This is a genomic window from Streptomyces hygroscopicus (assembly GCF_026168105.1).
GTDB lineage: Bacteria > Actinomycetota > Actinomycetes > Streptomycetales > Streptomycetaceae > Streptomyces > Streptomyces hygroscopicus_D.
Genome location: NZ_LBMW01000043.1, coordinates 47,857 through 60,731, shown reverse-complemented (window position 1 = coordinate 60,731; position 12,875 = coordinate 47,857). Strand labels below are relative to the sequence as shown.

Genomic DNA, 12,875 nt, shown 5'->3' with positions numbered 1-12,875 from the left:
GCGCGGGAACAAGGCCTCACCCTCCCCGCCCTCCGCCACATCGGCCAGGGAGGGGAAGCACTGAGGCTGAGCCCGGTCGTCCGCGACTTCGTGACGGCTGAGCCCGGTCGTTCGCTGCACAATCACTACGGGCCTTCCGAAACCCACCTGGTCACCGCCCACACTCTGCCGGGGGATGTGGCGCGGTGGGGCGCGACGGCGCCGATCGGCCGGCCGATCTGGAACACGCAGGTCTATGTCCTGGACCCGGGTTTGGCGCCGGTGCCGCCGGGGGTGACGGGTGAGTTGTACATCGCGGGTGCGGCGCTGGCCCGCGGCTACTGGGACCGTCCGGGGCTGACGGCGGAGCGGTTCGTGGCGAACCCGTTCGGGGCCGCGGGGGAGCGGATGTATCGCACCGGGGACCTGGTGCGCTGGAACGCAGCTGGTGAGCTGGAGTATCTGGGCCGGGCGGACTCGCAGGTCAAGGTCCGGGGCATGCGCGTGGAACTCGGCGAGACAGAGACGGTCCTGGCAGGCCATCCCGACGTCTCCCAAGCGGCCGTTGCGCTGCGGACCGACGGCCCGGGGGACGGACGCCTCGTCGGCTACGTCGTGCCGGTGCCGGGCCACGAGGTGGATGTTCCCGCCCTACGCACCTATCTGGCGGGGATCACCTACTTGGCCGGTGCGTTGCCGGAGCACATGGTGCCGTCCGCGATCGTGGTGATGGACGCGCTGCCGTTGACGCCCAGCGGAAAGGTGGACCGACGGGCGCTGCCCGCTCCCGCCATCGACACCGCGTCCTCGGGCCGGGGCCCGAGGACGCCCCAGGAAGAGATTCTGTGCGGCGTATTCGCCGAGGTCCTCGGAATGGCCCGAGTGGGCATCGACAGCAACTTCTTCGACCTGGGCGGCCATTCACTGCTGGCAACTCGCCTCATCAACCGGGTCCATGACCTGCTCGGCGTGGAACTGTCGATCCGCAGTGTGTTCGAGGCGCCGACCGTGGCCGGTCTGGCCGAACGCCTGGGGGTGGACGCCAGTGAAGGGGCGCTCGATGTCCTTCTGCCGCTGAGGGCGCACGGTGAAAAGCACCCGCTGTTCTGCATTCACCCCGGCGGTGGCCTGAGTTGGTGCTATGCCGGTCTGCTGAAGCATCTCGGACCGGACCGCCCCATCTACGGGCTGCAGGCCCGAGGGCTCGCCGAGGCGACCCAACTACCGGAGAACATCGAGGCGATGGCCGCCGACTACCTCGAGCAGATCGCGGCCGTCCAGCCGCATGGCCCGTACCACCTGCTGGGCTGGTCCTTCGGCGGAATGGTCGCGCATGTGGTCGCCACACAGCTGCAGGAAAAGGGGGAGGACGTCGCGCTGCTGGCGATGCTGGACGCGTATCCGATCGTTCCCGAACAGGCTGATGAAGGGCAGGGCGGCCTGGAGAGGGAACTCCTCGCCGACCTCCTGCACTTCGTGGGAATCGACGCGGCCGATGCGGCCGGGAACGGACTGGACCGGGCGGGCACGCTGGACATCCTCCGGCGCGAAGGAAGCGCACTCGCCAGTCTCGACGAGCGGAGCACCGCCGCTCTCATGGACATCTTCATCAACAACAACAAGCTGCTGCGAGGTTTCGATCCCGTTCGGTTCCACGGGGACCTCATCCATTTCACCGCCACGTTGGGCCGAGACGACAAGGCACCGACGGCGCGTAGTTGGCGACCGCATGTGCAAGGGCGGATCGAGGATTATCCGATCGCCTGCGAGCACCGGAACATGGTGCAGTCCGGACCGCTTGCGGAAATCGCGAAGATCGTCGCCGACAAGCTCGGCACGACGGTCTGATTGCCGTCTTTCGCCGCCGCGGAAGAGAGAAACAGAAACAAAAGAGAGGTACACCATCGTGTCCAACCCCTTCGAAGACAACGACGGCGAATACCTGGCGCTTGTCAACGACGAAGGACAGTACTCGCTCTGGCCCGCGTACATCGACGTTCCCACGGGATGGAGCATCGCTCACGAGAAGGCGGCCCGTCAGGTGTGCCTGGACTACATCGAGGCGCAGTGGACCGATCTGCGTCCTCGGAGCGTCATGCGCGCGGCCGAGCAGGCGACGACGACGGACTCCCCGGCGGAAGCCCCCGTGGCATGACCTCGCGAACCTCGACCGCTCCCGCGCGTACCGTGCGGGAGCACCCCCACTATGTGATCGGCCTCCTTTTCGCGTTGCGCGAGGATCCCGACTGTGTCGTCGTGCGATGGCGCGACCGTGCCCTCACGGCGCGCGAGGTGCACGCGTCGGTCGTCGCGGCGGCGTCCGGTCTGGCGGCGCACGGGGTGGGCCCGGAGACGATCCTGGGGATACTCACCGAGCCCAACAGCCCGGGCACGCTCGTGGCGCGGTACGCCGCGCATCTGCTGGGCGCGGGTGTGGTGCACGTCGCTTCCACGAACGCGGCCTCCTCGGAGGCCGTACTGTCCGTTGCCGCCCAGGTCAGCGCCCTGCGTGAGACCGGTGCCGCCCTGCTGGTGGTGGACGCGGCCAACGTGGACCGCGCCCGGGAGCTCCGTGCACGTTTACCCGAGCCCCTCGCGCTCGTTTGCCTCAGCGGCCCGGCCCCCGGGTTCCTCGATCTCACCGCGGCAGCCGGAGCCTACGGGTTCCTCAATGATCTCAAGGACCCCACTGCCTCGGTGGCTCTCATCACGAAGTCCCCCGGAGTCATCACGTACACGAGTGGCTCCACCGGACGGCCGAAGGGCGTGCGGCGCTCCCTGAGTACCTGGAACCACATGGTCGCCGCCACTGTGGACTCCGGCAGTCGCCCCCGGATGCTCGTCACCACCCCGTTGAGCCACACGATCGGCCCCATGGTGGACGCCGCGATCACCTCGGGCGGATCGGTCGTGCTGCACGAGGAGTTCGAGGCGGGCGCGGTGCTCGAGGCGGTGTCCACGCACCGTGTGACCCGAACCTTCCTGGCGTCCCCGCACATCTACGAGTTGCTTGACCACCCCGACTTCGAGTCGACCGACCTCTCCAGCCTGCGGGAGCTGCTCTACGGTGGGTGCCCCGCGTCACCGGCCCGTCTCGAACAGGCCGTACGTGCCCTGGGGCCCGTACTCATCCAGACGTACGGGACGACGGAGAGCTGGGGCATCAGCGTGCTCACGCCCCCCGACCACCTGCGGCCGGAACTCCTCGCGAGCGTCGGACGACCGCTGCCCGGCGTCGACGTCGTCATCCGGGACCCTGAGACCGGACGGGATCTGCCATCGGCGACGACCGGAGAGGTCTGTGTGCGGTCGCCCGTGATGATGGAGGGGTACTGCGGCGACGGCGACCCGGTACGGAGCGTCCTGAACGACGGCTGGCTGCGTACCGGAGACCTCGGGCACCTGGATGACGAGGGCTGTCTCCACCTCGTCGGGCGGCTCGGCGACGTGATCAAGAGCAAGGGGGAAAAGGTCCACCCGGTCGCTGTCGAGAACGCGTTGCTGTCCCACCCCCGGGTCGCTCAGGCCGCGGTCTACGGAGTGCGCGACGCCGACGAGGTCGAACATGTCCACGCCGCGGTGGTGCTGCACGGCGCACCCGACGGACGCTCGAGTGCCGAGTGGGCGCGGCAGACGGCCGAAGGGGCACGGGATGCGGTGGTGACCGAGTTGCGCGAACACGTCGCCACCACTCTGTCGCCGTTCCACGCCCCCGCCGTCATCACGCTGCGCGAACGCCTGCCCCTTACCGCTTCGGGCAAGCCCGACAAGCGACTCCTTCGTGCCGAGGCGCGGGCCCGTCCTTCCGAGTGCCATCACATGGAAAGTGAGTCAGTGCAATGAACCAGCACCTGGAATTCTTCGCTCGTGAAATGGAGGAATTCGGCGCGCAGTGGCGGGAATTCCTTGAGGTCGGCCGGCGCGCCGGCCTGTTTCCCAGCGCCGTTGCGCGTCGGGGGCACAGCGGCACCGACATGGACATCAACGTGTGGTGCAGCAACGACTACCTCGGCATGGGACAGCATCCCGCCGTCCTCGAAGCCATCAAGGACGCCGTCGACGCGTTCGGTGCCGGGGCGGGCGGTTCCCGCAACATCAGCGGAACCAACCACTACCATGTGCTGCTCGAAAAGGAGATCGCGGCGCTGCACGGCAAGGAAGCCGCGGTCATCTTTCCCTCCGGGTACACCGCCAACGACGGCTCACTGTCCGTCCTCGCCGGACGTGCTCCTCACACGGTTGTCTTCTCCGACGAGCTGAACCATGCGTCCATCATCGACGGACTGCGCCACAGCGGCGCGGAGAAGCGCATCTTCCGTCACAACGACGTGGCGCACCTCGAAGCGCTGATGGCCGCCACGGACCCCGACCGCCCGAAGCTGGTCGTCCTGGAGTCCGTGTACTCCATGTCCGGCGACATCGCGCCGCTCGCCGAGATAGCCGCCGTGGCCAAGCGGTACGGCGCCACAACGTTCCTTGACGAGGTGCACGCGGTCGGCATGTACGGACCGGAGGGCGCGGGTATCGCCGCTCGGGAGGGACTGGCCGACGAATTCACGGTCGTCATGGGTACCTTGGCCAAGGGGTTCGGCACCGCCGGCGGCTACATCGCCGGACCCGCGTCGCTGGTCGAGTCCGTCCGCGGGTTCTCCCGTCCGTTCATCTTCACCACCTCCCTTCCTCCCGCCACCGCGGCCGGCGCCCTTGCTGCGATCCGGCACCTGCGGTCGTCCGAAGCGGAGCGGGAGCGGCTCGCCGAGAACGCGCGACTGCTCCACCGGCTCCTCACCGAGCGGGGCATCCCCTTCATCTCGGACGAGTCCCACATCGTCTCCGTCCTGGTGGGAGAGGACGCCCAGTGCCGCAAGGCGTGCGCCCTCCTCCTGGAACGGCACGGGATCTATGTGCAGTCCATCAACGCGCCGAGCGTCCGGGTCGGGGAGGAGATCCTGCGGGCCACCCCCTCCGCCACCCATACGTCCGGCGACGTCGAGAAGTTCGCCGAGGCGATCGACGGCGTCTGGCAGGAACTGGGACTGCCGCGCGGAGGAGAAACCCGCCACGCCTGAGCCGCCTCGGCAGGGCCTGGACGGTCCTCGCGCCGGGGAACAGGCATGGGACACCGGTGGCCGGGTGGGTTTGCCGCCGCCACCGGTGCCCTCAGCCGGCGCCCGTCGGTCGCCGGTCTGTCGGTTGGACAGCGATCGATGTGTGGAGCCCTCATGTCCCTCTCACTTGCGGCCGTACTCGCCGAGTCCGCAGCGCGGCGCCCGGACCACCCGGCCATCGTCCACGAGTCGCAGGAGATCGATTACCGGAGCCTGTGGTGCCGGGCGCGCCAGTATGCGTCGGTTCTCCGGGACCACGGAATCGGCCCCGGAGACAAGGTCGCCCTGCTGCTGCCGAACACGCCGCACTTCCCGATGGCGTACTTCGGCGTCCTGGCGCTCGGCGCGGCCGTGGTGCCCATGCACGCACTGCTCAAGGCGGAGGAGATCGGCCATGTCCTACGGGACTCCGGTGCCAGGACACTGGTCTGCGCCGCGCCGTTGCTGAGCGAGGGCCGCAAGGGCGCCGAGCAAGCGGGAGTCCCGGTACTCACGGTGATGGCGGACGACGACGCCGAAGGGGCACGCCTCGATGTACTCGCCGAACGGGCCGTACCGGTCGAGCACTACCGTCCGTGCGAGCCGGACGACATCGCGTTGGTCCTCTACACCTCCGGTACCACCGGCCGGCCCAAGGGGGCGGTGCTCACGCACTTCAACGTGACGATGAACATCACGGTCTCGATGCTGTCCCCGTTCGACTTCCGGGCCGATGACGTGTTGCTCGGTGTGCTGCCGCTCTTCCACACCTTCGGTCAGATCTGCGGGATGGGGGTGTGCTTCCGGGCCGGCGCCACCATGGTGCTGATGCCCCGCTTCGACGCCGCGCGCGCCATCGAGCTCATGGTGACCCACCGGTGCACCGTGTTCATGGGCGTGCCGACGATGTACATTGCCTTGCTCGACGCCGTCACACGAACCCCGCACCGGCCGACCCTCGACCGGGCGTTCTCCGGAGGATCGGCGCTGCCGGTCAAGGTTCTGGAGGATGTCCAGGAGACTTTCGGCTGTCCGATCTACGAGGGCTACGGTCTGACGGAGACCTCCCCGGTGGTCGCCTACAACCAGCGGGCGTGGCCGTGCCGCCCGGGAACCGTGGGACGACCGGTCTGGGGCGTCGATGTCGAGGTTGCCAGGGCCGAAGTGGAGGACCGCATCGAGTTGCTGCCGGCCGGCGAGGTCGGGGAGGTCGTGATCCGCGGTCACAACGTGATGGCCGGATACCTCAACCGCCCCGAAGCCACGGCCGAGGTGATGGTGGACGGCTGGTTCCGTTCCGGGGATCTCGGAGTGAAGGACGCGGACGGCTATCTGACCATCGTGGACCGCAAGAAGGACCTGGTGCTGCGTGGCGGATACAACGTGTACCCCCGTGAGGTCGAAGAGGTGCTGATGCGGCACCCGGCTGTCGCGCAGGTCGCCGTCATCGGGATCCCGCACGCCACTCACGGTGAGGAGGTCTGTGCGGTGGTCGTCACCGTGCCAGGAACAACGCCCGGAGCGGCTCTGGGCGAGCAGCTCGTGCTCTGGAGCAAGGAACGCATGGCCGCCTACAAGTACCCGCGGCGGGTCGAGTTCGTCGACGCGCTTCCGGTCGGTGCGAGCGGGAAGGTCCTCAAGCGGGAGCTGAAGACCTGGGGGGGAGATGATCCGGCTCCGCCACGTCCACGGGGCGCACTGGCGGGCGGTCATGAGACGCAAGGCCGGTCCATGCGGCAGTGCCTGAGGTTTCAGACGGACGTCACACGCTTGTGAACGGATCGCGTTGCTGAGCCCGTCATCGACCTCTTGCCCGAGCAGGACGATGCGTTCGTCCATGACCCGGTGCATGACCTGGTGGTTCAGGCTCCACCGCGCCGGGTGGAGACGACGCCCGTGGGTTCCATTGCTCCCGTCACGATGCCTTCCCTGCCTCGGGTTCGGTCACTGTTGTTTGGCTGTCTGTGACTGTTTGGCTGTCTGCGACGTCGCCTTTGTGTCTCCGGAGCCGTGCCGCGTGGCCTGGGCTTCGACGGCTCGTTCGGTTCGGAGGAGGTTCCTCCCCACGGCGAGGCCGCCGACGAACAGGAGAGCGGCACCGAGGAACTGACTGGACGACAAGCCGGTGATGAAGGCGTGACGGGTGGCGGCGATGAGTTCGGCGGAATCCGGTCGGGGCGCCGCCGCGGCCAGCGCAGCCGGCAAGGACTGACTACCCTTGTCTGCGAGCGCACTCGGCAGCAAGGACGTGAAGCGGGCGGAGAGCGCAGCACCCAGGACCGCCACGCCCAGGCTGGCGCCGAGCTCCTGGAGAGTGCCGTTGACTCCGGCGCCCGTGCCCGCGCGTTGGCGTGAAATCGCAGTCATGATCGCATTTGCCAGGGCGGGCATCGCAAGGCCCACCCCCGAACCGACAAGGACCAAGCCCACGAGAATTCCCCAGTAGCCTTCACGGGCGAAGAGACCGGCCGCTGCCATTCCCGCCGCAAGCAGGGGGATGCCCAGCATGACAGCACGGCCGGCGCCCAGTCGTCGCAGCACCCGCGCCCCCACGCCGGTCAGGTTGAAGGCCACCACGGTTGCCGCCATGGGCGCGATGGAAAATCCGGCCTTGATGGGGCTGAAACCCTGGATGAATTGCAGGTACTGGGTGAGCAGAAAGAGAGATCCGCTCATCCCTAACGCGACGAGAATTCCACCGGCGGCAGCGAAGCTGAACGACCGGTCACGAAAAAGGGACATGCTCAGCATGGGATGGTCGATGCGCCGCTCCCAGAGGATGAAGACCGCCATGACCAAGGCGCCGCCAATCATCGGAAGAACGCTCTGGAGTGATGTCCAGCCCTTCTCCGGACTGACGATCACGGCGTAGACGATTCCGACCATTCCGATGATGGACAGAGCGACTCCGACGAAGTCGGTTCGTCCTCCGCTCGGATTGCGGGATTCAGGCACCATGAAGATGACCGCGATGAAGCTGACGGCCGCAACCGGGAGGTTGATGAGGAAGATCGATCCCCACCATGCGTGGTCCAGCATGAATCCGCCGACCACGGGGCCCGCGGTGAACCCCAGGGCGCTGACACCGGCCCATACGCCGATGGCCTTGGGTCGCTCGGAGTCGGGGAAGATCTGCATGACCAGTGCCAGCGTCGTGGTCATGAGAAAAGCGCCGCCGATCCCCATGAACGCACGAGCGGAGATGAGTTGAAGCGGCGTGGTGGAGACGGTTGCGCCGAGCGACCCCAGACCGAAGATGCCGAGGCCGGAGAGTAGCGCGCGCTTGCGGCCGTACCGGTCTGCGGCGTTGCCGGCGGTCAATAACAGGCCGGCCTGCGCCAACGAGTAGGCGTTCACCATCCATTGGGTTTCGGCTGTGCTCGCGCTCAAATCCTTTACGAGGGATGGCAGGGCGACGTTCAGTACCGTGTTGTCCAGTACGACGGTCAACAGGGAGAAACTTAAGACACCGAGGATCAACCAGCGTCGCGGATGAGTGGCAGGATCGGTCACTATTACCTCCTATACACTGTAGAGGCCACACGTTAGCATCGGCGTCCGGTGCCGTGCAAGGAATCGCCCTTCGGTCGAACTGAACCGTTCCGGAACCGGTTGAGGAGCCCACCTGGGCGTCGATGTGGGCATGGATGCGGGCCCGGATGTGGGCGTAGGTGCGGGCATCGGCGCGTCCGGCGGTGCGGGCGAACCCGGCGTGAAGACCGTCAACCGTCGCGAGGGGCGGCGGCCCGCTCGGGCTCGGCGTCCTGACGCCGGGTCACTCCGCGTGCGTTGCCATGCCTGACCGGACTCCTGACCGCCGCGAACACCGGCTCGGTGCTCGGGGAGATCCCCAAGTCCCCTTGCCGACCAGCCCGGCGAAGGCCCCACGGCCTCAACGCTTTAGCTATTGCGCAAATGACGGAACCATTCCGGGGGTGCGGGCGTTGAAACAAGTGACCGTACGAACGGCCCGCAACCAGGAGGATGAGCCGTGGGAGTGTCCCTGTCCAAGGGTGGCAACGTGTCGCTGAGCAAGGAGGCGCCGGGGCTGAGTGCAGTACTGGTGGGGCTGGGGTGGGACGTGCGGACCACCACCGGTACGGACTACGACCTGGACGCCTCCGCGCTGCTGCTCAACGCGTCGGGCAAGGTCGTATCCGACCAGCACTTCGTCTTCTACAACAACCTCAGGAGCCCGGACGGTTCCGTGGAGCACACGGGTGACAACCTCGTCGGCGGCAGCGAGGGCGACGACGAGACCGTCAAGGTGAACCTCGCCGCCGTACCCGCCGAGGTCGAAAGGATTGCCTTCCCGGTGTCCATCCACGAGGCGGAGGTACGCGGGCAGAGCTTCGGCCAGGTGCGCAACGCGTTCATCAGGGTGGTGAACCAGGCGAACGGCCAGGAGATCGCCCGCTACGACCTGTCCGAGGACGCCTCCTCGGAGACCGCGATGGTCTTCGGCGAGCTCTACCGCCACGGCGCCGAGTGGAAGTTCCGCGCCGTCGGCCAGGGCTACGCCTCCGGACTGCGCGGCATCGCCGCCGACTTCGGCGTCAACGTCTGACCCTCCTCCCGCAGTCACCCGCCGCTCGCTGCCCATTGCCTTCCCGCGAGCGAGCGGCGGGCCCGGTCCCGGGCTCGGTCAGCGGCGGCTACCGCAGGCCGGGCAGAAGGCCGCACCGTCGGGCAGGTCCTGGTGGCAGGCCGAGCAACTCGTCGTCTGCGCGAGGCGGTTTCCGCAGGACGGGCAGAACGCCCCGCCGTGGGTTTCGGCACGGCAGTGCGGGCAGACCAGCTGACGCGGCGTCGTGACGTCGTAGCTGCCGGCCCGTTGCCTGCCCTCGTCGTAGGCGCGCTGCGCCACCGTGTCGTTCAGGCCTCTCTGCTGGGCCGCCTGCGCCTCGGCCGCGGTGTCCGGCGAACAGGTGAGACACAGTCCCTGTCCCGGGTTCCAGCAGCGGGCACAGACGTAGGCCGTGCAGCGGGGGCAGCGGTTGAAGTGGCCCTGCGCATGGGCGATGGCGCGGCTGAAGGCGGCGTCCCGCTGTGTGCCGAAGCTGGCCCCCGCCAGGCCGTCGGCCGCATCGGACACGGTGCGGCCGGCGCCGCCCATCAACGACCAGGCGGCGTTCACCCCCCGCGACAGCCAGCCGGCCATCTGGCCCGCGGTGAACGCCTCGAAGGGCGTGCGCCAGGTGTCGGAACAGCGTGAACAGTAGAACTCGAACTGGAAACCCGCCCCGGTGCCGTGCTGCTCGCACAGGTCGCGATAGTTGTTGCTGAAGTAGATCTCGGTACTCACGGCGTGCCCCCCAAGGCGACCTGTGGTGTTGTTCTGCCAAGGGGACGCGCGCGCACGTCCCGTAGTTCCCGCGCGCGGATCACGGTCGTACGATCTGGGTTTCGGCGGCGCTCACATGGGCGGCCGGAGTGGGCAGGGGCCGGCGCGCGGTGTCGCTCACCTTGATCAGGACGGCGATCATCAGCCAGTTGGCGACCATCGCCGAGCCGCCCTGGGCCAGGAACGGCAGTGCCTTGCCGGTGAGCGGGATGAGGCCGGTGACACCGCCTGCGACGACGAACACCTGGAGCACGAGGGACGTGGCCAGCCCCGCGGCCAGCAGTTTGCCGAACGGGTCGCTGACGGTGATCGCGGTCCGCAGGCCTCGTTCGGCGAGCAGGGTGTAGAGCAGGAGCACAACCGTCACACCGGCCAGGCCGAGTTCCTCGCCCACCGTGGTGAGGATGAAGTCGCTGCGCCCCGCGAAGCCGATGAGTTCGGGGTGGCCCTGGCCGAGTCCGGTGCCGAGCATCCCGCCCGAGCCGAAGCTGAACAGAGCCTGGGCGGCCTGGTCGGAGACCAGGCCGGCCGGCCGCTGGGCGGGCGGCAGATAGATGTCCATGGGGTGCAGCCAGGCCACCACGCGACCGTGCACATGCGGTTCCAGGGAGCCGATGACGAACGCGCCGACGGCGAACATACCGACGCCGAACACGACCCAGCTGGTCCGCTCGGTGGCCGTGTACAGCATGATCACGAACACCCCGAAGAAGATCAGCGACGTCCCCAGGTCCCGCTCGAAGATCAGTACCAGCAGGCTGAGGATCCACACCGCGGCGATGGGGCCGAGCTGCCGTCCGCGGGGGAGGTACAGCCTCATGAAACGCCGTCCGGCGAGCGCCAGGGCGTCCTTGCGGACCGTCAGATACCCGGCGAAGAAGACCACAATGATGATCTTCACGAACTCCCCCGGCTGGAACTCCAGCGGCCCCAGAAAGATCCACCGCTTTGCGCCGTAGACGTCACCGGGGTAGAACGCGGGTGCCATCAGCAGCACCAGGCCCACGGTGATGGTCACATACGGGTACCGCTGGAGCCTGCGGTGGTCCTTGAGCAGCACCATCACCGCGCCGAACCCGACGACCGCGATGGCGCACCACAGCAACTGGCCGGGGGCCGCCGCCGTCGAGCGGTAATGGGACCGGTAGGCGAGGTCGAGGCGGTGGATGAGGACCAGGCCGAGGCCGCTGAGCAGGGTGGCCATGGGCAGGATCAGCGGGTCCGCATGGGGGGCGAACCGGCGCACCGACACATGGCACACCAGCGGCAGCACGGCCGCGCAGGCGAGTTGGACCGCCAGCCCCGGCGGCAGCTTGCCGCTCGTGGCGAGGCCCGTCTCGATGTAGGCGTACCCGCAGATGACCAGTGCGCCCAGGACCAGGACGAGTTCCACGGTGCGGTCGGCGCTTCCGTGCCACGCATCCCGATGGCGTCGACCGCCCATTCGGCTCCCTCCGGTGAAGAGTCCCTTGCGAACTCGGGACCGTGACTCCGGACCCCGACGTGAAGGTTATACGCTTGCGCAATAACGCAACTGTAGTCGAGGGGAGGGCGAAGCCGAGGTGGCGGCAGGGAGGCGGCGCCGGAGGATGTGGCCGGCGGCGATCGGGGTGGGGCTGGTTCTGGCGCTCGTAGGTTATCTGGCGGCCCGCTGTACCAGGTCGGCGCAGGCCGAGCAGTGCACGGTGAACGGCGCGGACGGTACGAGCGTCACGCTGGATGTGGACCAGGCGTCCCATGCCGCGACCATCGCGGCGGTCGCCCACGCGCACGCCCTTCCGGAACGGGCCGTGACGATCGCCCTGGCGACCGCCCTCCAGGAGTCCAAGTTGAGGAACATCGACTACGGCGACCGGGATTCGCTCGGGCTGTTCCAGCAGCGCCCCTCCCAGGGCTGGGGCACTCCCTCCGAGGTGCGCGATCCCGTCCACGCCTCCGCACGGTTCTTCGACGCACTCGTCAGGGTGCCCGACTACCTGAGCCTCCCGTTGACAGAGGCGGCCCAGAAGGTCCAGCATAGCGGCTACCCCTCGGCGTACGCACAGCACGAGAGCACGGCGGCCGCCCTGGCGGCCGCCCTGACCGGCCGGGAGGGCCCCGCCCTGACCTGTACGGTGCACAAGGTGGCGGCGGCCGACTCCGCGGACCACGGCGGAACGGCGGTCACGGACGCGATCCGTCGCGAGTTCGGCCCCGGCCTCCACGGCGACCCGACCTCCGACACCGCCGACCTCGCCTACCCGGTGAGCGACACGACGACGGGATGGGCCCTGGCGCTGTGGACGGTCTCCCACGCCGCCACCCTGCACATCGCGTCGGTGACTTTCGAGAACCGCCGATGGAACGGCGCGGCCTCGGACCGGGGCTGGTCGCGCGGGGACGGCGCGTCCGGGGCCCCGCCCGAGGTCGACGTCACACTCGCCCGTGGCACGCGCTGAGGACACCACGGACGAGCGAGAGCCTCG

The 12,875-nt window shown here is 68.3% G+C and carries 10 protein-coding genes; 7 read left to right on the top strand and 3 right to left on the bottom strand.

Annotation, left to right across the window (positions count from 1 at the left end; all coding sequences use genetic code 11):
• The 5 genes from AAW14_RS30865 to AAW14_RS30845 form a co-directional block, all read left to right on the top strand.
• The coding region (locus AAW14_RS30865) for an alpha/beta fold hydrolase (protein WP_265567693.1) at positions 1-1,827 on the top strand (1,827 nt) is incomplete at its 5' end.
• Positions 1,828-1,885: 58 nt separating this feature from the next.
• Positions 1,886-2,134 (top strand): MbtH family protein, encoded by a 249-nt coding sequence (locus AAW14_RS30860; RefSeq protein ID WP_322741138.1) that lies wholly within the window; start codon positions 1,886-1,888, stop codon positions 2,132-2,134.
• On the top strand, positions 2,131-3,822 hold the full coding sequence (locus AAW14_RS30855) for a class I adenylate-forming enzyme family protein (protein WP_265567691.1): 1,692 nt from the start codon (positions 2,131-2,133) through the stop codon (positions 3,820-3,822). Before AAW14_RS30860 ends, AAW14_RS30855 begins: the two co-directional genes overlap by 4 nt.
• The gene (gene hemA / locus AAW14_RS30850) at positions 3,819-5,048 is read left to right on the top strand and encodes a 5-aminolevulinate synthase (protein WP_265567688.1); all 1,230 of its coding nucleotides are present in this window, start codon (positions 3,819-3,821) and stop codon (positions 5,046-5,048) included. The genes AAW14_RS30855 and hemA overlap by 4 nt, the downstream gene beginning before the upstream one ends.
• Positions 5,049-5,201: 153 nt before the next feature.
• On the top strand, positions 5,202-6,842 hold the full coding sequence (locus AAW14_RS30845) for a long-chain-fatty-acid--CoA ligase (RefSeq protein ID WP_265567686.1): 1,641 nt from the start codon (positions 5,202-5,204) through the stop codon (positions 6,840-6,842).
• A gap of 168 nt (positions 6,843-7,010) precedes the next feature.
• Here the strand turns inward: AAW14_RS30845 and AAW14_RS30840 are convergent, their stop codons facing one another.
• Positions 7,011-8,579, bottom strand: coding sequence for an MFS transporter (locus AAW14_RS30840; RefSeq protein ID WP_265567684.1), 1,569 nt, complete (start codon positions 8,577-8,579; stop codon positions 7,011-7,013).
• 478 nt (positions 8,580-9,057) lie between these two features.
• Between AAW14_RS30840 and AAW14_RS30835 the strand changes: the two genes are divergently transcribed.
• On the top strand, positions 9,058-9,633 hold the full coding sequence (locus AAW14_RS30835) for a TerD family protein (protein WP_265567683.1): 576 nt from the start codon (positions 9,058-9,060) through the stop codon (positions 9,631-9,633).
• A gap of 78 nt (positions 9,634-9,711) precedes the next feature.
• Here AAW14_RS30835 and AAW14_RS30830 read toward each other — a convergent pair whose 3' ends face one another.
• Positions 9,712-10,371 carry a zinc ribbon domain-containing protein gene (locus AAW14_RS30830; RefSeq protein ID WP_265567682.1) on the bottom strand — a complete coding sequence of 220 codons (660 nt, stop codon included), beginning with the start codon at positions 10,369-10,371 and terminating at the stop codon, positions 9,712-9,714.
• A gap of 79 nt (positions 10,372-10,450) precedes the next feature.
• Positions 10,451-11,854 carry an FtsW/RodA/SpoVE family cell cycle protein gene (locus AAW14_RS30825; RefSeq protein ID WP_265567680.1) on the bottom strand — a complete coding sequence of 468 codons (1,404 nt, stop codon included), beginning with the start codon at positions 11,852-11,854 and terminating at the stop codon, positions 10,451-10,453.
• A gap of 145 nt (positions 11,855-11,999) precedes the next feature.
• On the opposite strand from AAW14_RS30825, the gene AAW14_RS30820 reads away from it, so the two are divergent.
• Positions 12,000-12,848, top strand: a complete 849-nt coding sequence (locus tag AAW14_RS30820) for a heavy metal transporter (RefSeq protein WP_265567678.1) — start codon at positions 12,000-12,002, stop codon at positions 12,846-12,848.
• Positions 12,849-12,875: the final 27 nt, after the last annotated feature.